This window comes from Thioalkalivibrio sp. ALJT (assembly GCF_000381825.1).
In the GTDB taxonomy this organism is placed as follows: Bacteria; Pseudomonadota; Gammaproteobacteria; order Ectothiorhodospirales; family Ectothiorhodospiraceae; genus Thioalkalivibrio.
Window position 1 is genome coordinate 315,716 of the sequence record NZ_KB907121.1, and the last position, 18,343, is coordinate 334,058.

Annotated in this window: 18 protein-coding genes; 7 read left to right on the top strand and 11 right to left on the bottom strand. The window is 66.6% G+C overall.

Features of this window, described 5'->3' with window-relative positions:
- Positions 1 to 2 precede the first annotated feature (2 nt).
- The gene (gene uvrD / locus G332_RS0101495; protein WP_019625229.1) at positions 3 to 2,207 is read left to right on the top strand and encodes a DNA helicase II; all 2,205 of its coding nucleotides are present in this window, start codon (positions 3 to 5) and stop codon (positions 2,205 to 2,207) included.
- A 272-nt stretch (positions 2,208 to 2,479) separates the two neighbouring features.
- Here uvrD and G332_RS0101500 read toward each other — a convergent pair whose 3' ends face one another.
- Positions 2,480 to 3,010 (bottom strand): DsrE family protein, encoded by a 531-nt coding sequence (locus G332_RS0101500; RefSeq protein ID WP_019625230.1) that lies wholly within the window; start codon positions 3,008 to 3,010, stop codon positions 2,480 to 2,482.
- Positions 3,011 to 3,377: 367 nt separating this feature from the next.
- On the opposite strand from G332_RS0101500, the gene rpsT reads away from it, so the two are divergent.
- Positions 3,378 to 3,647 carry a 30S ribosomal protein S20 gene (gene rpsT, locus G332_RS0101505; RefSeq protein WP_026340512.1) on the top strand — a complete coding sequence of 90 codons (270 nt, stop codon included), beginning with the start codon at positions 3,378 to 3,380 and terminating at the stop codon, positions 3,645 to 3,647.
- Between the two features lie 167 nt (positions 3,648 to 3,814).
- Here the strand turns inward: rpsT and ggt are convergent, their stop codons facing one another.
- The 3 genes from ggt to coaD are packed head-to-tail and all read right to left on the bottom strand — an operon-like array spanning position 3,815 to position 6,305.
- On the bottom strand, positions 3,815 to 5,524 hold the full coding sequence (gene ggt / locus G332_RS0101510) for a gamma-glutamyltransferase (protein ID WP_019625232.1): 1,710 nt from the start codon (positions 5,522 to 5,524) through the stop codon (positions 3,815 to 3,817).
- An 8-nt stretch (positions 5,525 to 5,532) separates the two neighbouring features.
- Positions 5,533 to 5,784 carry a YfhL family 4Fe-4S dicluster ferredoxin gene (locus tag G332_RS0101515; RefSeq protein ID WP_019625233.1) on the bottom strand — a complete coding sequence of 84 codons (252 nt, stop codon included), beginning with the start codon at positions 5,782 to 5,784 and terminating at the stop codon, positions 5,533 to 5,535.
- 32 nt (positions 5,785 to 5,816) lie between these two features.
- Complete coding sequence (gene coaD / locus G332_RS0101520) at positions 5,817 to 6,305, bottom strand: pantetheine-phosphate adenylyltransferase (RefSeq protein WP_019625234.1); 489 nt, start codon at positions 6,303 to 6,305, stop codon at positions 5,817 to 5,819.
- An 87-nt stretch (positions 6,306 to 6,392) separates the two neighbouring features.
- Here coaD and G332_RS0101525 point away from each other — a divergent pair, with 87 nt between their 5' ends.
- Complete coding sequence (locus G332_RS0101525) at positions 6,393 to 6,617, top strand: hypothetical protein (protein WP_019625235.1); 225 nt, start codon at positions 6,393 to 6,395, stop codon at positions 6,615 to 6,617.
- An 81-nt stretch (positions 6,618 to 6,698) separates the two neighbouring features.
- On the opposite strand, the gene G332_RS0101530 is transcribed toward G332_RS0101525, so the two are convergent.
- From G332_RS0101530 to G332_RS0101545, 4 genes are all read right to left on the bottom strand, one after another.
- The gene (locus G332_RS0101530; protein ID WP_019625236.1) at positions 6,699 to 7,694 is read right to left on the bottom strand and encodes a PA2778 family cysteine peptidase; all 996 of its coding nucleotides are present in this window, start codon (positions 7,692 to 7,694) and stop codon (positions 6,699 to 6,701) included.
- Positions 7,695 to 7,905: 211 nt separating this feature from the next.
- Positions 7,906 to 8,328 carry a PA2779 family protein gene (locus G332_RS0101535; protein ID WP_019625237.1) on the bottom strand — a complete coding sequence of 141 codons (423 nt, stop codon included), beginning with the start codon at positions 8,326 to 8,328 and terminating at the stop codon, positions 7,906 to 7,908.
- 150 nt (positions 8,329 to 8,478) lie between these two features.
- On the bottom strand, positions 8,479 to 8,916 hold the full coding sequence (locus G332_RS0101540) for a hypothetical protein (protein ID WP_019625238.1): 438 nt from the start codon (positions 8,914 to 8,916) through the stop codon (positions 8,479 to 8,481).
- A gap of 344 nt (positions 8,917 to 9,260) precedes the next feature.
- Positions 9,261 to 10,526, bottom strand: coding sequence for a 6-phosphofructokinase (locus G332_RS0101545; RefSeq protein WP_019625239.1), 1,266 nt, complete (start codon positions 10,524 to 10,526; stop codon positions 9,261 to 9,263).
- 382 nt (positions 10,527 to 10,908) lie between these two features.
- On the opposite strand from G332_RS0101545, the gene G332_RS0101550 reads away from it, so the two are divergent.
- A complete protein-coding gene (locus tag G332_RS0101550; RefSeq protein WP_019625240.1) occupies positions 10,909 to 11,922 on the top strand; it encodes a class 1 fructose-bisphosphatase in 1,014 nt (337 codons plus the stop codon).
- A gap of 152 nt (positions 11,923 to 12,074) precedes the next feature.
- Here G332_RS0101550 and G332_RS0101555 read toward each other — a convergent pair whose 3' ends face one another.
- Positions 12,075 to 13,025, bottom strand: coding sequence for a sigma-54-dependent Fis family transcriptional regulator (locus tag G332_RS0101555; protein ID WP_019625241.1), 951 nt, complete (start codon positions 13,023 to 13,025; stop codon positions 12,075 to 12,077).
- Positions 13,026 to 13,318: 293 nt separating this feature from the next.
- On the opposite strand from G332_RS0101555, the gene G332_RS0101560 reads away from it, so the two are divergent.
- The gene (locus tag G332_RS0101560) at positions 13,319 to 15,247 is read left to right on the top strand and encodes a TonB-dependent copper receptor (protein WP_019625242.1); all 1,929 of its coding nucleotides are present in this window, start codon (positions 13,319 to 13,321) and stop codon (positions 15,245 to 15,247) included.
- 53 nt (positions 15,248 to 15,300) lie between these two features.
- Positions 15,301 to 15,855 carry a copper chaperone PCu(A)C gene (locus tag G332_RS0101565; RefSeq protein WP_019625243.1) on the top strand — a complete coding sequence of 185 codons (555 nt, stop codon included), beginning with the start codon at positions 15,301 to 15,303 and terminating at the stop codon, positions 15,853 to 15,855.
- 49 nt (positions 15,856 to 15,904) lie between these two features.
- Here G332_RS0101565 and G332_RS0101570 read toward each other — a convergent pair whose 3' ends face one another.
- Together G332_RS0101570 and G332_RS0101575 are read right to left on the bottom strand one after the other, a co-directional pair.
- Positions 15,905 to 16,855 (bottom strand): PDC sensor domain-containing protein, encoded by a 951-nt coding sequence (locus G332_RS0101570; RefSeq protein WP_019625244.1) that lies wholly within the window; start codon positions 16,853 to 16,855, stop codon positions 15,905 to 15,907.
- Between the two features lie 148 nt (positions 16,856 to 17,003).
- On the bottom strand, positions 17,004 to 17,219 hold the full coding sequence (locus G332_RS0101575; RefSeq protein WP_019625245.1) for a hypothetical protein: 216 nt from the start codon (positions 17,217 to 17,219) through the stop codon (positions 17,004 to 17,006).
- 389 nt (positions 17,220 to 17,608) lie between these two features.
- Between G332_RS0101575 and G332_RS0101580 the strand changes: the two genes are divergently transcribed.
- Complete coding sequence (locus G332_RS0101580) at positions 17,609 to 17,884, top strand: hypothetical protein (protein WP_019625246.1); 276 nt, start codon at positions 17,609 to 17,611, stop codon at positions 17,882 to 17,884.
- The last annotated feature ends 459 nt before the right edge of the window (positions 17,885 to 18,343 follow it).

Genomic DNA, 18,343 nt, shown 5'->3' on the forward strand with positions numbered 1-18,343 from the left:
GCATGGATGTCTCCGCCCTGCTCGATTCCCTGAACCCGGCCCAGCGCGAGGCCGTGGCCGCCCCGCCGCAACCCCTGCTGGTGCTGGCCGGCGCCGGCTCCGGCAAGACCCGCGTGCTGGTGCACCGTATCGCCTGGCTGATCGGCGTGGAGGGCGTGGCCCCGCACAGCCTGCTGGCGGTTACCTTTACCAACAAGGCGGCGGCCGAGATGCGCGGGCGCATCGAGGCGCTGCTGGGCCACCCGGCCAGCGGGCTGTGGGTCGGCACCTTCCACGGCCTCGCCCACCGCCTGCTGCGCCAGCACTGGCAGGACGCGAAGCTGCCGCAGAGCTTCCAGATCCTCGACTCCGATGACCAGCTGCGCATGGTCAAGCGCGTGCTGCGCGGCCTCGAGCTGGACGAGGCGCGCTGGCCTCCGAAGCAGGCGCAGTGGTACATCAACGCGCGCAAGGACGAGGGCTCGCGCCCGGAACACCTGCCGGATACCGGCGACCCGGTCGCGCGCCAGTGGGTGCGCATCTACACCACTTACCAGCAGGCCTGCGAGCGTGCCGGGGTGGTGGACTTCGCCGAGCTGATGCTGCGCTCGCTGGAGCTGCTGCGCGACAACAAGGCCCTGCTGGAACACTACCGCGCGCGCTTTCGCCATGTGCTGGTTGACGAATTCCAGGACACCAACGACATCCAGTACGCCTGGCTGCGCCTGCTGGCCGGCAAAAGCCCCGTGTTCGCGGTGGGTGACGACGACCAGTCCATTTACGGCTGGCGCGGCGCGAAGATCGAGAACATCCAGCATTTCCAGCAGGACTACCCGGGCACGCAGGTGGTGCGCCTGGAGCAGAACTACCGCTCCAGCGCCAACATCCTGAACGCGGCCAACGCGCTGATCCGCCACAACGCCGGGCGGCTCGGCAAGGAGCTCTGGACCGAGGGCCACGAAGGTGCCCCGGTACGCCTGTACACCGCACTGAACGAGCAGGAGGAGGCGCGCTTCATCGCCGAGACCATCGCCCGCCATGTGGACCAGGGCGGGCTGTATCGCGAGTGCGCGGTGCTCTACCGCTCCAACGCCCAGTCGCGGGTGCTGGAGGAGACCTTCATCGGCCGGCGTATGCCCTATCGCGTCTACGGCGGCCTGCGCTTCTTCGAGCGCCAGGAGATCCGCGATGCCCTGGCCTACCTCCGCCTGGCCGGCAACGGCGATGACGACGCCGCTTTCCTGCGCGTGGTCAACCAGCCGCCGCGCGGGATCGGCGAAAAGACCCTGGAGGGCCTGCGTCAGACGGCCCAGGCAACAGGCACCAGCCTGCTGAAGGCAGCCGTACATGCGATCGACTCCGACGCCCTGCCCGGGCGCGCGCGCAACGCGGTCGCCGGGTTCGTGCAACTGGTCCGCACCCTGCAGCAGGAGCTGCCGCGCCAGCCGCTGGCCGATCAGGTGGAGCAGGCGATCGAGCGGGCGCAGCTGCGCGAGCACTACAAGAAGGAGAAGGGCGAGCGCGGCGAGGCGCGCCTGGAGAACCTGGACGAACTGGTGGGGGCGGCGCGCGCCTTTGACATGGATTCCACCGCCGAGGGCGAGGATGAAGGCGACAACCGCCTGACCGAATTCCTCGCCCACGCGGCGCTGGAGGCCGGCGAGGGTGCGGCCGACCCGCACGAGGACGCGGTGCAGATGATGACCCTGCACTCGGCCAAGGGCCTTGAGTTCCCGCTGGTCTTCCTGACCGGTCTGGAAGAGGGGCTGTTCCCCAACTCGCGCTCGCTGGAGGAGCCGGGCCGGCTGGAAGAGGAGCGCCGTCTGGCCTACGTCGGCATGACCCGTGCGGAGCAGGAGCTGTACCTGATCCACGCCGAGACCCGACGCCTGTACGGCCGCGAGTCCTACAACGTGGCCTCGCGGTTTATCAACGAGATCCCGGAAGGCGCGCTGGAGGTGCTGCGCCCGCAGGCGTCGCCGTTTGGTGCCGGGCGCTTTGCCGCCGCGCGCCAGAAGACCGCGGGATTCGGGACCATGGACGCACGAGCGGCCGAGGCCTCCGCTGCGGGCCTGTCCATTGGCGCCCGCGTACACCATGCGAAGTTCGGCGAGGGCCTGGTCACGCAGTTCGAGGGTTCCGGCAACTCGGCCCGGGTGCAGGTGAACTTCGCCCACGCCGGCTCCAAATGGCTCGTACTCGGCTTCGCCAAACTGGAAGTCCTGTAGTGCACTGATCAGGGTGGAGAACCACCCCGCAAAGAGACGGATACAGCACAGAGGGCCCGCAGGGCACCTGCTGCAAAGGCTGCATGTGTTCGGACCCCGCCCTGCTCGCTCGGCAGGCAGCAACCGATGCAGGCTTCACCCGGGAGAACGGCTTCGCTCCGGCCGGGAGGACAGGACCGCCCCCTGCCCCGCCTGCGTGCCTTCCGGCGCCTCCTGGTGATACGAAAAAGCCCCGCCGAGGCGGGGCTCACGATGGCCGTCAGCAGGCTCGATCACTCGATCTTGAGGTAGGCGAAGCCCTTTTCGTTTTGCAGCTCGGCGATCCGCACCACACCCGAGGGCACGAACTCGACGTGGTCATACACCTCTTCCTGATCCAGACCGATCTGCGAGCGCGTGATCTCGCACAGCTCCAGCTTCACTCCATGGGTGCTGGCCAGGCTCATCAGGCGACCACGCAGGGTATCGCGTTCATCCCTGAGCTCCGCATCGGCCGCGAACGGGGTATCGGCAAGATCATCATCCGTCAGGAACCGGATGCCGTGGGCGACGAACACGATGCGCACGTCCACGTCCATGAACTCGTTCTGGTAATACGTCATCATGTTATTGATGCTGGTCAGCATCGCGGAGAAACGGCGCGGGTCGGCAAAATCAGCGTGATACACCACCCTGGCCTCCGGCTCGAAGGCCTTGGCCGCGGGCATGAAGGCCAGGCTGGCCAGTAGCAGCGCGGCCAGTAGCAGGCCGACCCCGGCACCGGTGGCATGGCGACGGGTATTGTCGGGGGATACGGGGAACATGAACGCCTCCTTGGGTCTTATGGGTCCTTGGATCTTGATCGGTATTTCCAGGGCAACACGGACTTGTGCCTCAGAACAGTAGACGCATTGGACCGCCGCGACCATCCACCGCGACGGCATCCTTTTCGGTTGACCCGGCGCGCGCCCTTGGGTATGCTCGCCGCCTTTTCCGGAACTTTGGAGTCTGTCGAATCTGGGACGGATCTGCTGCACGTTCGGGACAGCGGCCCCTTTTCCGCTCTCTCTCGTTACATAGTCCCCACTATGCATCCCGAGAGACCGAAAAAAGGGCCTCGCTCTCCCATCACGCTCGCGGCGACCGCCCAAACCCGACAGGCTCCTAGCGAATCTACGCGAGGGAAGTACTTTGGCGAATATTGCTTCTGCCCGTAAGCGGGCCCGTCAGGCGGTCAAGAACCGCGCTCACAACATGGCGCTGCGCTCCCGTTTCCGCTCGGCCCTGAAGGCCGTTCTGAAGCCGCTGCACAAGGGCGACGCCCAGGCGGCCGCAGAGGCCTACAAGTCGGCCGTGCCCGTGATCGACAAGACCGTGAGCAAGGGCTTGATCCACAAGAACAAGGCGGCCCGCCACAAGAGCCGCCTGAACGCCCGCATCCGCGCCGCAGCCCAGGGCTAGGCCCGGGCTTCCGGGCCGGTCTCGCGCCGGCCCTGGATCAAGTGATTCGCGAAGCCGCGCCCCGGAACCGGGGCGCGGCTTTTTGCGTGGCCCGCTTCAAGCAGGCACTGCATAACACCGCCCCGGCCTGCGCCGCCGCACGCCAGCGCAGGCCCCGTGTTTGGTATTCAGGGCTGGATGACCCGCGCCGCGCCCTCGCCACGCGGATCGGACGCTGCCTCCAGACGGCCACTATCCAGCCTCCAGAGGATCGCGTGCATGTCGCCGAACGGCCGCACCTGCGGGGCCAGCTGATGCCCGCGCGCCACCAGCTGGCCCCGGAGTTCGGCGTCAAAGGCGCCGGTCTCGTGCTCCACCCGGTCCGGCAGGTATTGATGGTGATAGCGCGGCGCTGCAACCACCGCCTCGATGCCCTGCCCCTCAAGCACCCCGAGGATGCCGTGCAGCACCATGGTGATAATGCGGCTGCCCCCCGGTGTGCCCAGGATCGCCACTCGCTCGCCCGTGTCGACAAAGGTCGGACTCATGCTCGACAACGGGCGGCGCCGGGGAGCGATGGCGTTGGCCTCGAACCCTACCAGCCCGTACGCATTCGGCTCACCCGGCCTGGCCGAGAAGTCATCCATCTCGTTGTTCAGCAGCACGCCGGTTCCAGGCACCACGTAGCCGGAGCCGAACGGGTAATTGAGCGTGAGCGTGGCCGCGACGCGATTGCCGTCGGCATCGATCACCGAGAAATGCGTAGTCTGCCGGCTTTCCTGTGCTGAAACCCCGGTCCGCGGGGCTTCCGGGTCCACCGACAGCGGCAGGTAACGGCTGGGAGTGGCCGTGTCCGGATGAATCGTGGCCCGCAGTCCGGCCGCGTAGTCGCGCGACAACAGGCGCTCCAGCGGCATGCCGACATGATCCGGATCACCCAGATACTCGGCGCGGTCACGATACGCGCGGCGCATGGCCTCGATGGTCAGGTGCGCGCGCATGTCCGGTGCGAGCGCGTCGAGGTCGTAGAAGGAAAGGATGTTCAGGATCTGGCCCAGCGCCACCCCCCCGGAGGATGGCGGCGACGCCGTGGTGATCTCGGCCCCGCGATAGTCCAGCCGCACCGGGTCACGCTCGACGACTTCGTAACCGGCGAGGTCCTCCAGCGCCCAGATGCCGCCCGCCGCGCGCACGCCGGCGACCAGCTGCTCGGCCAGCGCGCCGGCATAGAACCCGTCCCGACCCCTCTCCGCCAGGCGCTGCAGGGTGGCAGCCAGGTCCGGCTGGCGCAGGGTCGCGCCTTCTTCCGGCAGGCGGCCGTCAACCAGGTAGATATCGCGCGCGTCAGCCCCGTCGCGCAGGGCCTGGTGGCGGAAACCCGCCATCTGCAGGTAGCGGCCGCTGACCGCCACGCCGTCCTCGGCCAGACGGATCGCCGGGGCCAGGTTGTCCGCAAGCGACAACCGCCCATAATGCGCGGCAATGTGATCCATGCCGGCCGGCATGCCCGGGATGCCGGCCGCGAGGACTCCATCGAGCGAGAGCCCGTCGATCACCTCGCCATCCGCATCCAGATACATGTCGCGATCGGCCGCGGCCGGCGCCGTCTCGCGGGCGTCCACCATCACGCTGCGCCGGGTCTCCGCCTCGTGCAGCAGGAAGAATCCGCCACCGCCTAACCCGGAGCCGTAGGGCTCGGCCACGGCAAGGGCCGCGGTAATCGCCACGGCGGCGTCAAAGGCATTGCCCCCGTCGCGCAACACCTGCTCGCCCGCCTCGGTGGCAGCCGGATGGGCCGTTGCGATCGCATGCTGCCCGGGGCCGGCGACCGCCAGCGGCGCCGCCAGTGCCAGGACGGCAAGGAATGCACCGCGCAGCAAAGGCCGCTGCCAGTCCATGCGGCGGCCTACTTCGCAGCCATCAAGGCTTCGTATTTGGCCATCAACTGGTCGCGCGACTCCTCGTGATCCGGGTCCAGCGGGATGCAGTCCACGGGGCACACCTGCTGGCACTGCGGCTCGTCGAAGTGCCCGACGCATTCCGTGCACAGATTGGGGTCAATCTCGTAGATCTCGTCTCCCGGGTAGATGGCCTCGTTCGGGCACTCGGGCTCGCACACATCACAGTTGATACATTCGTCGGTGATCATCAGGGCCATGGGGCATTCCTCGTATGCAATGGCGGGGCCGGTCAGCGTACCGTGCCGTTTTGTTCGGCCAGCATGCGCGCCACACCGGGGCTCACGAATTTTGAGACGTCTCCGCCCAGGCGGGCGATTTCCCGTACCAGACTGGAGGAGACAAAACTGTATTCCTCCGCCGGCGTCAGGAACAGGGTTTCAACTTCCGGCGCGAGCTGGCGGTTCATGGCCGCCAGCTGGAACTCGTGCTCGAAATCGGACACCGCACGCAAGCCGCGCAGGATCACGTTGGCGCGCTGCTCGTGGACAAAATGTGCCAGCAGGACATCGAAGCCCCGAACCTCCACCCCGGGGATCTCGCCCACCGCCTCCCGGGCCAGGGTCACGCGGGTCTCCAGCGGGAAGGCCGGACCCTTGTTCGGGTTCGCGGCCACGGCGATCACGATACGATCGAACAGACGTGCGGCACGCCGTACGATATCCGTATGGCCGTGGGTGATCGGGTCAAAGGTACCGGGATAGATGGCGGTGACGGACATGGTTAAAGGCCGGCCAGGAAAGGCCCCATTAGACCGCAAGCACCGCGACCAGACAAAATACGAGCCGCTTCAATCAAGGACTGCCCGATGAGTGACGACTACCGCCCCCCGCTCGCCGACTACTGGGATCAGCTCGAATCCCGCTATGGTGGCGGCTTCAATTTCCACCAGATCTCGCGCGACGAACTCGCGCAACTGGTGGAACACCTGCGTCACGCGGTCAAGGAAGATCCGCAGGTCACGGACGTGGAAAAGCAGAATCTGGGCCTGGTGCTCAAGCACGCCGAACAGACGCTGGCGAAGCGCCAGTAGTCGTACCCTGCCCCCGGCCGCAAGGGCCGGGTGCGCGCTGTGCCCGCAAGCACCCGGCTGAACCCGCACGATGTGCCACAATCAGTGCTCGCGCCCCGGCAGCGACGCCGCCTCAGTCGGCGCCGCACAAGGCGGCAGGGCTCGGCATTCGGCGCCTGTGTCCGGGACATGCGCCGTCGCACCCAGGGTCCGGGCATAGCGTCCCGGCCCCGCCAGGGCGGCCGCGCAACTCGCCGCCTCGCGCGCCTGCTCGCCGCACTCGCGGGCAATCAGGACATGTGCGAGGTTATTCCACCCTTCATGGCGCGCCGGATCGCGCTCGATCAATGTCCGCAGTGCGTCTTCGGCCGTGGCCAGATCGCCCTGGGCGAATGCCACGTTGGCCCGCCCCACATAGGCGATCGCCTCCTCGGGCCAGTGTGCCATCGCCGTCTCGTAGCCAGTGGCCGCCGCCGCGAACCGCCCCGTCTGCTCCAGCTCGTTCACCGCCCGCAGCCAGCGCAGCGGGGTCGCCGTCGCCGGCAGGGTATCCGGAGCCATTACCAGGAAGGCCCAGCGCTCCCCGCGCGCCCAGGTACGCTCGAAGCGGGCGAAGGTGTTCACATGGCGCTGAATGGGGCCGCTGCGCAGAAAGATCTCGCGCTCATCCAGGTCGTAGCCAATGACGACCGCAAAATGCCATTCGGGGATCATGGCGATGCCGAGATTCTGGAACACCACCACCGGATGGCCCGCGGCAACCTCGCGCAGGATGGATTCCAGCTGCGGTTCCAGGCGATAGGCGACCTGGTCCCGCGCCCGCACGGCCGCCCGCATCTCGGCCTGCAGGCTCCCCTCGCGGGCGGGGATATAGACCTCGTCGATCAGGTCATCCAGCGCGGCATCGATACCCCGGGCGTTCAGGGCGGTCGCCAGCGCGGCTGGACCGCACTGGTACTGCTCCTGGGGAAAGAAAGGGGTATCAGTCAGTTCCACCCGAGTGGGCAGGTCCGCCGGGGGCTCGCTGGCCAGGCCCGCGCTCTGCGGCGCGGTGGCGCAGCCACTCAGCACGAACACCGCGAGCAGGAGGCCGAACACGACAGCGGCAAGCCCGGGGGCTTGCCGCAGGGAAAGGGGCAACTGGCGCCTGGTGGGCCACGCGGAAAGTTCGGTTACCGATCGCTTCGCCAGAAGCGCCGGCGCTGCCTTGGGCAAGTGTGAAACAGGGTGGCTATTCCAGCACTTGCCCGCCTGGCTCCGGCATTTCTGGCTGTGCACCATCGTCACCGCGAACTTCCCGCATGGCCCACTAGTGACTGGCGCGCGCCGGCCCCACGAACGAGAAGACGTCGGTGACACCCACGGCATCAAGGATCACGAACATCAGGAACACGATGGCGACCACGCCGATGGCACCAACAGCACCCGCCGGGTCGGTGTCCATGTGCGCTTCCAGACGGGCCAGCTCGGCGTCGGTCAGGCGCGCCACGCGCTGCTCGGCACGCTCGGGATCGACCCCCATCTCGACCAGCCGGGCACGGACCTCGGAATCATCAAGCCGTTCCAGCAACTGGGCGCGGGTGTCGGCCACGCTGGCCTGCTGGATCAAGCTGCCGGTATCGAGCATACCGGCGCCGGCAAAGGCCGGAGTGGCGGGCAGCAGGGTCAGGGCCAGCGCGACCAGGAAGGCCGCCGGGGCTGACAGGACTTGTCGGAACGAAGGGACGCGCATGGACAGACTCCTCGAACAGGGAACGGGTAGCACAACATCTACGAGTGTAACGCGACCGCGGCACAAAGCGAGTGCCGCAACCCGGGAAAGCGCAGCCCGAATCACAAGCCTCGTGTTTCGCGCCCCGGATTTCGGCCCCGGGGTCCAGCCTCAGGTTTCGTCAGGGGCGTCGACCACGTTGATCTCGTATTCCAGCACTTCGACGCCGCGCGCCCAGGCCCCTCCACACACCGAGTTGTCGCGGGTACGCTCCTGCGTCTCGCCGGGACCCAGGGTGCGCCACAGGCGGGTCGTGGTGCGGACGTCATCCTCCAGTTCGCCAGGGCAGTTGTACGCGGTTCTGGTCACGCGTACCTCCAGCCAATCATCGGTGTTATTGGTGGCACGCCACTGGCCACGCACGTTGGCGCAACCATATTCGCGCATGCGGTACTCGAAGCTGACCTCGTCCGGAGACCCATCCGCCGGCGCATAATAGGCCCCCTGCGCAAGTACCTGTCCAGGCGCGACGAAAGCAGCGCTCAGCACACTGGCGGCCACAAGGGCGAGAGTGCGATTCGGGATTCGCGATTGCATGTAGTCCTCCATCCGCTAGGCGGTATCCGATCCGGGCCCGCCTGACACGGGCTTGTGAGGGCGAAGACGCCCGGTCTGTCGCAATATGCCAAAGCCCTTTCTTCAACGTGGTTTTGGCTGAACCGAACGCCACGGGCGGCACATTGACAGCACGGGCACCTTGAAGCCTGTCGGGTCCGGGCGCGTGGCGGGAGAACGGTCCGGAACCGACCGTCGCCCAGCATCACGCAGGGAGCTGAAACGCAAATGAAAGGGGGCATCACCCGTTCAACCCGGGCCCGCGCCGCTCCAGGGGAAACACCAAGCCGTGCTTTCCTGGCGCAGTCGACCCCGCCGCAGCGGGGAACGGACGCGGCCTACTCGGTGTTCACGTGATAGGGGGAACAGCGTTTCGGCAGCAGCTCACCGCGAATACGCGGGTAGCAGGGCAGGCCCTGGTCGAACGGCGGCGCGTCCTCGCCCTGAATCAGCGGACGCAGATAATCGCGCGCAGCCTGAGTGATGCCGTAGCCATCCGGGGTGATGAAGTCGCGCGGCATCCCCTGTTCAATGTCCGCCACCGTCTCCAGTGGAGTGAAACCGATACTCCAGCGGTACGGATCATTGGAGTCGCGACGGATGATCGGCATGAAGGCGTCCTCGCCGGCGACCACGCCCTCCACCGCCGCCCGGCCACAGGCATAGGCCTGGTCCACATCCACCTTCGAGGCGATATGGCGGGCGGCACGCTGAATGTAATCCACGACCGCCCAGTGCAGTTTGTGCCCGGTCTTCTCCCGGATCAATTCGGCCAGCCGCGGCGCAGCACCACCCAGCTGGGTGTAGGCATAGACATCGTGGCTCTGGGCCACCGAGAAGAGCCCGCCATCCGGGTTCTTGATGCCCTCGGAGACCACCACCACACAGTAGCCATGACGCTCGATCGTCCGCTGCAGATGTTCGATGAAGTCGTCCTGGTCGAACGGGATCTCCGCGAACAGGATCAGCATCGGGGGCTGGCCGTCGAATTCCTGGGCCAGCGCGGCCGCGGCGGCCAGCCAGCCAGCATGGCGCCCCATCACCTCCATCACGAAGACCTTGGTCGAACTGGTGTGCATCGATTCCACGTCCAGGCTGGCCTCGCGCACCGTGGTCGCGATGAACTTGGCCGCAGAGCCGAAGCCGGGGCTGGAATCGGTGACGGCGAGATCGTTGTCGATGGTCTTGGGCACGCCGATCGCCTTGATCGGGAAGCCCATGCGCTCCCCCATCTTCGCCACCTTCAGTGCGGTATCCATGGAACCGCCGCCCCCGTTGTAGAAGAAGGTGCCAATGTCATGGGCGCGGAACACCTCGACCAGGCGTTCGTATTGCTCCGGGTCCTTGTCGGGGTCGCCCAGATCAAACCGACAGGATCCGAACGCACCGCCCGGGGTGTGCCTCAGCGCGGCCAGCGTCAGCGGATCCTCCTGATCGAGATCAATGATCTCCTCGCGCAGCACGCCCAGGATGCCGTCGCGCGCGGCATAGATGCTTCCGAAATGGGCCGGATGGGCGCGCACCGCCTCGATCACCCCCCAGGCGCTGGCATTGATGACGGCGGTGACCCCGCCGGACTGGGCGTACAATACGTTCTGCGGCATACGAATCCTCCGTTACCCGACACTCGGGGAAGCGCGGAACAAGGTCGTCCGGACCTGCTCGGCGCACGCGACGCTGGATCATCCTGGCGATCTTGGCACTGATGCGGGGGTTGCCGCTTGCTGCGGACTCAACGGCCCCTGCCGTGGTCGATTCTGACGGCACGTCCCTGTGCCGCCGGAAAGGCCGCGCCGGAACCCATGCAGGGCCAGTGCCATCTCGACCCCACGCCAGGTCACACGCACCGATCGGCCCACCCGGGTGCTTTTGCTACACTATCCCGGTTAAGACACCCGGCGCACCGGGGCCGTTCGCCCCGTCTTGGTGCTTTCCGCACCCCGATTGCGCAGCGTCACCGATTCACAACAGCACCAGGATTGCATCATGCATATCGGAACCACTCTGACCAACTACATTATCGAGACCCAGCGCGGTATCGAGGGCGCAACCGGCGAATTCACCGGCCTGCTGAACGATATCGGCACGGCCTGCAAGAAGATTTCGGCCCTGGTCGACAAGGGCGACCTGGTCGGCGTCCTCGGCTCGGCCGGCTCCGAGAACGTACAGGGCGAGACTCAGAAGAAGCTCGACATCATCACCAACGAGGTCTTCATCGAGGCACTGGGCCACAACGGCCACGCCGCCGGTCTGGCCTCCGAGGAAATGGACGAAATCTGCGAAATGCCGAAGGACACCCCACGCGGCCACTATCTGGTCCTGTTCGACCCGCTGGACGGCTCCTCGAACATCGACGTGAACGTCTCCGTCGGCACCATCTTCTCCATCCTCAAGGCCCCCGAGGGCGTCGAGGATCCGAAGACCGAGGACTTCCTGCAGCCGGGTACGCAGCAGGTCGCCGCCGGCTACTGCCTGTACGGCCCGTCCACCATGATGGTGATGACCACCGGCAAGGGCGTGCAGATGTTCACCCTGGACAAGGACTTCGGCGAGTTCCTGCTGACCAAGAACAGCGTGCAGATCCCGGAAGAGACCCAGGAATTCGCGATCAACATGTCCAACAGCCGCTTCTGGGAAGCGCCGGTGAAGCGCTACATCGACGAATGCCTGGCCGGCAAGGAAGGTCCGCGCGGCAAGGACTTCAACATGCGCTGGGTGGCCTCCATGGTCGCCGAGGTGCACCGCATCCTGTCGCGCGGCGGCGTGTTCATGTACCCGATGGATTCGAAGATGCAGGCCAAGGGCACAGCCGGCAAGCTGCGCCTGATGTACGAGGCCAACCCGATGAGCTTCATCATCGAACAGGCCGGAGGGGCCTCTACCACCGGCCGCGAGCGCATCATGGACGTACGCCCCGAGGGCATCCACCAGCGCGTGCCGGTAGTGCTTGGCGCGAAAAACGAAGTGGAGCTGATCACCCGCTACCACAACGAGGGCTGATCTCTCCCTCCCCCGCGCGGCGGCCCGCCGCGCGGCCCCAAAGGCCCGGCCCCGCAAGGCGCCGGGCCTTTTTTGATCCCGCTAATCACCAGGCCGCAACGGCGGCCCGGGGCTGCGGCAAGGCGGTGCCTGTATAAGGCCGTGCTGTCCTGCTACGAGATCGCGTTCTTTTTCATGCGATACAGCAGGGTGTCGCGCGTGATCCCCAGCAGGCGGGCGGCGCGCGAACGATTGCCGGCGGTACGCTCCAGGGCCTGCCGGATCAGGTCGATCTCCAGACGTTCCAGACTCAGACCATCCGGCGGGATCACCCACGGGCCCTGCTGCCGGTCGCGCGGGGACTGGAGCCAGGAATCCGGCAGGTCCTGCGGCTGGATCGTCTGCCCAGCCATGAAGATCACACAGCGTTCGACCAGATTCTTCAGCTCGCGCACGTTCCCGGGCCATGGCCAGCGTTCGAGCCAGCGCACCAGCGCCGGCGTGAACCGTGGTGGTTCAAGCCCATGGGCGCTGGCGAGCTCCAGGCGGAAATGCTCGACCAGGCGTCGCACATCACCCTGGCGCTGGCGCAACGGCGGCATTTCCAGCGGCACCACGAACAACCGATAGAACAGGTCGGGGCGGAAATGGCCCACGGCCACATGCTGATTCAGGTCCTGGTGGGTCGCGGCGATCACACGCACATCCACCTGCTCGGGTCGGGCCGCCCCCAGCGGCTGGCATTCGCCGCTCTCCAGAAAGCGCAGCAGCTTGGCCTGCGCCCCGGGCGGCAGTTCGGCGATCTCGTCCAGCAGCAGCGTGCCGCCATGCGCCTGACGAATCAGGCCCTGCTGGGCCTCACGTGCCCCGGTGAAGGCCCCGCGCCGATGGCCGAACAGCTCCGACTCGACCAGATCGGCCGGCAGGGAGGCGCAGTTCACGCTGACCAGGGGGCCCGCACTGCGCCGACTGTGTGCATGGATTCGGCGCGCCAGCCGTTCCTTTCCGGTTCCGCTCTCGCCCTGGATCAATACGGTGGCATCGGTGCGCGCCACCAGGTTCGCCTGACGCATCAGTGCCTGCAGTTCGGGGGAGTCACCAATCAGTTCCGAGGGGGTGTCCATCAGACCACATTTAACCGGGTTGAACAGGACTGAAAGCCTGCCCGGACCGGCCCCGTCTGGCAAGGCTTGAACGGCGGCACGGGCGGCAATGTGCGGTATTTGTCACGCCGGGTGTGGCATTTGCCGCACCCGTGGCCTGCTTGCCGGCCGGGCGTCCCGGCGCAAAATCGCGGGCCCAACAGTGGGTTGAGAGGCCCCACTCGGGCTGGCACGGGGTTTGCCATGGTTCGGTCTCCTGATGGACAACGGAGCAGGACGCAATGAAAACTCGATACAGCTTGCCGGGCTGTCTGATGGGCGCAGGCCTGATGCTCGCCGTGACTCCCCTGGCAGCCGATGAACCGCCGCGACTGAGCCCGGTGGTCATCACGACTTCCCCCATGACCGGTCCGGGCATGGTCACCACCGACCCGCGTCAGCCCCGCCTGCCGCTGCCCGCCCATGATGGCGGCGCCTATCTCGGGACCATCCCGGGTTTTTCGGTCAGCCGCAAGGGCGGCACCAGCGGGGACCCGGAGCTGCGTGGGCTGGGCGGCTCGCGCCTGTCGATCCTGCTGGACGACGACCCGATCCTCGGCGGCTGCGGGGGGCGGATGGACCCGCCAACGGCCTATGTCTACCCGCAGGCCTACGAGCACATCGAGGTCACCAAGGGACCTCAGAGCGTGCGCCATGGTGCCAGCCCCGCCGGCGTGGTGCGCTTCGAGCGCGCGGCCCCCCAGTTTGAAACCGCCGGAGAGATCCAGGGCTTTACGGGGATCACCGTGGGTCGCTTCGACCGCTTTGATCTGGTCACGGATATCGCGACCGGAAACGAGCACGGCTACATCCGCGGCATTGGCACCCTGTCCGACCAGTCCGACTATCGCGATGGCGACGGCAACACGGTGCACTCGCAGTACTCGCGCTGGAGTGGCACCGGCATTGTCGGATGGCGCCCGGATGACGACACCCTGGTCGAGTTCACCCTGGACCGCTCGGATGCCGAAGCCGCCTACGACGATCGGGGCATGGACGGCACGCAATTCGAGCGCACCGGCTACAGCCTGGCCGTGACCCGAGAGCGCCTCGCACCCTGGCTGGACCAGATCGAGGCCCGGGTCTTCTACAACGCAATCGACCATGTGATGGACAACTTTACGCTGCGCGAGCCACCGGGCATGCCGATGGTCAGCTACCCCGACCGTGTGACGACCGGGGCGCGCCTCGCCGCTGATTTCGTGCTGCCGGGCGAGGCCCTGCTGCACGCGGGGGCCGAATATCAGCGCAACCGGCACCGCGGCAACCGCCTGATGGGCATGGCGGCGCTCGGCTGGCGAGACGTGCCACGTAACGACACCGCCCGATTCCGCGATACCGGCGTGTTCGCGGAGCTGGAGTATCCGCTGACGGACACCCGCCGCCTGGTAACGGGGCTGCGCATGGATCGCTCGCGGGCCGAGGCCCAGGCCGAAAACGGATTCGGCGGGGCCGCGGCCGGGAGCGTCGACAGCAGCAACCAGATGAGCGGCTTCCTGCGGGTCGAACAGGACTTCGCGGCCTGGCCGGCCACCGGGTACCTGGGTATCGGGCGGGCCGAACGCGCCGCCGACTTCTGGGAACGCCGTCGCGTGTTCGAGCTGGAGACCGAGACACTCACTCAGCTGGATCTGGGCGTACAGGTGCATCATGGCGACCTGACCGGATCCCTGGCCATCTTCTACGGTCAGTTCGATGACTACATCCTGATCGCCCGCGAGGCCCCCGAGGCGCGCAACGTCGATGCCACCACCTATGGCGCAGAGCTGGATCTGGCCTGGGCGCTGCACCCAAGCTGGACCGCCCGCGCCAGCGCCGCCTGGGTGCGCGCCCGGAATGACAGTGATGGCGTGCCCCTGGCACAGACGCCCCCCGCCGAGCTCACCCTGGGCCTGGAGTACGCGGCCGGGAACCGCTTTGCCGGGGCGCAGGTGCGCGGCGTTGCGCGCCAGGACCGCATCCACCTCGATCACGGCACCATCTACAGCTTTGATACCGAGGAAACGCCCGGATTTGCCACCGCCGCGGTCTATGCCGGGATGGAGGTCTTCGGAAACTCGCGGATCACCTTCGGTATCGACAACCTGTTCGACCGCAGCTACCGCGAGCATATCCAGCGCGGTCAGGCCGAGCTCGGCACCGCGACACGATCCATCAACGAGCCGGGTCGCACGCTATGGGCCAACTGGACCGTAGAATTCTGATCCAATATCGGGCGCACGGGTTTCGCCGGCGCCCCACGACGAGGAAGCAAGAGATGAACACATCCATTCGCACGCTTTGCGCACTCGCGCTGGTCGGCCTGTTCGCCACATCCGGTGCACATGCCCATCATGTTGAGGGCCACGAAGAACCGGGGTTCTGTGACTGCATGGAGGGCGTCGAGATCGATGAGCGGCCCTGGGTGCGCCTGATGCCCCCCGGCATGCGCAACACGGCCGGCTATATGACCCTGCGAAACACAACGGACGAAGATATCGACCTCGTGTCCGGGTCGTCGCCGGTTGCAGCGGTGACCGAGCTGCATGACCACGTGGAGGACGAAGCAGGCGTGATGCGCATGCGCGAGGTCGAGGCCATCACCATTCCGGCCGGTGGCAAGGTAGAACTGCTACCCGGTGGCCTGCACGTGATGCTGATTGACCTGCACGAGCCCCTGCAGGAAGGCCAGGCCGTCTCCATTGAACTGCATACCCACTCGGGCGAGCTGTTCACCGTGGAGGCCGAAGTCCGGCGTGCCGAGGGAGGGATGATGGGTCATGGTCACGAACACGACCAGGGTCATGGGACCGATGGCCATCACCATCACTGACCCGTGAGGCACGGGGGTACCCGCGGGTGCCCCCGCACCGCCCCGGTTTCTACCCGGTGGCGCCGATCCAGAACTCGATGGAGCGGCCGAGGAAGTCGTCCCAGGTCATGTAGTGGGAGCCGTCGCAGGAGAAGGTCAGACTGACCATCCCGTTGAACAGGTTCACCGAGGCCGAACGCAGGTAGACGGTCTCGTCGGCGAAGCGCAGGGCCTTGAGCCCTTCGAAGACGCGGCCCACGGCGTCCTTCGGGAGCAGCGCCTCCTCCGGGTAGGGCTCATGGGGGAAGGCGAGGCAGACATCCGGGTCGGCGAGCGATTCGTGGGTCAGGATGCGGTAGCGGTATGGGTCCTCGGTGGTCCACAGCGTGGCCCGCGAACTGGAAAAATGAAATACCCCCTGGAACACCCCGCGCTCGGTGAACAGCTCTTCCAGAATGGCGAGCGCGGTGTCCATGTTCTGGTCCATCAGGCTGTCGGTACGGCTCTGCAGGAACAGCGTGCCGCGGATGGACGGGTCGCCCTTGATCTGACGCCATTCGCTGGGCTCCTCGTACAGGTCCTCCGTCAGATCCGGCAGATTGCGCAGGTCAAAGTCTGCGCCGAGGAAACCAAGGGCATTGCCCTCTTCGTCACGGACCAGCTGCAGAGCGGTCAGCGACGGGCGCCGCCCGAGCAGACTGATGTATGCGTCCGACAACAGGAAGCCATCGGCCGGTACGGCCTGCTTCATGTAGGGCCGTTGCGAGCGATCGCGGCCGAAGTGCTCCGGCAGGACGCCGCTGCGCGAAATGTTGTCGGAGAGCTGGACGCCTTCGGTATTCAGTGCATACACGAAGGTTGCCTCCGGTAGCTGCCGGATCGCCTCCTCCAGGACCGAATCCAGCACCTCACGCCGTGGCCAGACGGTCGCCAGCCGCCCGGCGATCTCCGCCAGGGGATCGTGCAGCTTGTCTTCCAGGTACTCGCGCTGGTGTTCGATCGCCTTCTTCAGTTCCGTCATGGTACAGCTCGATCCCTTCTGGTGCAGGGCGGATTCGCCCTCAGGCGCCACGGCAGCATCGCGCCCGCCGCTGCCGTGGCCTGACCTGTTCTGGCGGGATCCGTGCCCGGGACGCGCACCCGCCGCTCCAGCGCGGCCCGGACCCGTCTCAGGAACGGGCGTTATTGCGCCGGCGGGAGCGGCGCCACAGCCAGCCGCCGAGGCCAACCAGCGCGACCAGCAACAACGCCAGGGGCCACACATGCTCGGGCGAACTGAGATAGTGGAGCAGGGAGTGCCCTTCGCCATGCCCGTGGCCCGGATGGGCGAGGGCCGGGGCACTGGTCAGGACGAGGAAGGTGGAAACCACGCTGCGAACGATCATCGTCGGTCTCTCCGGATGCGCTTGGGTTCGCGTCCCATGATAGCCCTCCGCAGCCGTCGCGTCAGCGCAACCGACCCCGCCCGGGACCACTCCCGAGCGCGCAGACGCCCCCCCCCGGACTCACCGGGGCGTCCTCCATCGGCTGGAACCCGCCCCGGCCCTTCAGGGCCGGGAGATGCCGCGCATGGCCAGCAGCACTCCCGGAAGCACGCGGATGGATGGGTTGCATACGAATTGCTGAAATTTTTCGCCATACCCGGCAGTACGGCCCATGACACGGTAACGGCCCCGGGCTCGGGCCCGGCGGGTAGATTGAGCACGCTCAAGTTCCACCGTTCCCGGTCGTTATCGTCGAGAGGGAGGCCACACTTCTCCCCCGAGGAACCAACATGCTGTCCGGAAACCCGCTCTCCGATCTTGCGCTGCTGCGGCCGCATCCCAGCCCCTCGGCACCCGCGTCGGGGCTGCCTGCAGTCGGCTCGGGCTATTCGCTGAACAACGGCAATATCAAGGGCACAGTAGCCGTCATTGATGGTCTCCGTGTCCACCATGAGGAACGGGTCAAGCTGTTTGGCAGCAGCGAGCAGTTGACCCTGACCAACCGCCAGGGAAACAGGCTGTCCCTGCACACGCAGCAGCATCACTGGATCGACACCCGCGCATAGGGAAGCGCCGGCTAAAGCCGTCCCGGCTTTCTCGGCGCACGCGGCACTGCAAACGCGGTTTCCAGCTTGAGAGACGCTGATTGAATGGCACGTCCGTGCTCAAGTCGCTTTTGCGTGCGTTTAATGCGCGGTGACGGCCGTGCGGTCATTCTGCACAAAGGAACCGCAACGCCGTTCCCGCGCCCGTTTTTGATCAAAAAACGGGCGGCCGAGCCCCTGCTTTCAATAGCTTGTGGGGTTGGTGCCCCCCCGGTTCTGAATGAATATGGCCCAATCCTGCGTTGCTCCCCGAATCCATCAGAAACGGGCGGGTAGAACCACTACCCGCTGTTTGAGGCGCCTTGTCTCGGAACGCTTGTCTCCAGAAACTGGGGGGCACCCACGCGGACGTGCGATTCAATCAGCGTCTCCCTTGGCTCGGAATCAGCCACCTGCGGTGGTCGATTCCGGCGGCACAGC

Excerpts from the sequence above, each read along its gene's own strand:
- uvrD (WP_019625229.1), top strand. The coding sequence starts at position 3 with ATGGATGTCTCCGCCCTGCTCGATTCCCTGAACCCGGCCCAGCGCGAG.
- G332_RS0101555 (WP_019625241.1), bottom strand. The coding sequence starts at position 13,025 with ATGGACACCCCCTCGGAACTGATTGGTGACTCCCCCGAACTGCAGGCA.
- coaD (WP_019625234.1), bottom strand. The coding sequence starts at position 6,305 with ATGTCCGTCACCGCCATCTATCCCGGTACCTTTGACCCGATCACCCAC.
- G332_RS0101515 (WP_019625233.1), bottom strand. The coding sequence starts at position 5,784 with ATGGCCCTGATGATCACCGACGAATGTATCAACTGTGATGTGTGCGAG.
- G332_RS0101545 (WP_019625239.1), bottom strand. The coding sequence starts at position 10,526 with ATGCCGCAGAACGTATTGTACGCCCAGTCCGGCGGGGTCACCGCCGTC.
- G332_RS0101575 (WP_019625245.1), bottom strand. The coding sequence starts at position 17,219 with ATGATCGTTCGCAGCGTGGTTTCCACCTTCCTCGTCCTGACCAGTGCC.
- G332_RS0101560 (WP_019625242.1), top strand. The coding sequence starts at position 13,319 with ATGGGCGCAGGCCTGATGCTCGCCGTGACTCCCCTGGCAGCCGATGAA.
- G332_RS0101570 (WP_019625244.1), bottom strand. The coding sequence starts at position 16,855 with ATGACGGAACTGAAGAAGGCGATCGAACACCAGCGCGAGTACCTGGAA.
- G332_RS0101540 (WP_019625238.1), bottom strand. The coding sequence starts at position 8,916 with ATGGAGGACTACATGCAATCGCGAATCCCGAATCGCACTCTCGCCCTT.
- G332_RS0101565 (WP_019625243.1), top strand. The coding sequence starts at position 15,301 with ATGAACACATCCATTCGCACGCTTTGCGCACTCGCGCTGGTCGGCCTG.
- G332_RS0101550 (WP_019625240.1), top strand. The coding sequence starts at position 10,909 with ATGCATATCGGAACCACTCTGACCAACTACATTATCGAGACCCAGCGC.
- G332_RS0101525 (WP_019625235.1), top strand. The coding sequence starts at position 6,393 with ATGAGTGACGACTACCGCCCCCCGCTCGCCGACTACTGGGATCAGCTC.
- G332_RS0101535 (WP_019625237.1), bottom strand. The coding sequence starts at position 8,328 with ATGCGCGTCCCTTCGTTCCGACAAGTCCTGTCAGCCCCGGCGGCCTTC.
- G332_RS0101580 (WP_019625246.1), top strand. The coding sequence starts at position 17,609 with ATGCTGTCCGGAAACCCGCTCTCCGATCTTGCGCTGCTGCGGCCGCAT.
- ggt (WP_019625232.1), bottom strand. The coding sequence starts at position 5,524 with ATGGACTGGCAGCGGCCTTTGCTGCGCGGTGCATTCCTTGCCGTCCTG.
- G332_RS0101500 (WP_019625230.1), bottom strand. The coding sequence starts at position 3,010 with ATGTTCCCCGTATCCCCCGACAATACCCGTCGCCATGCCACCGGTGCC.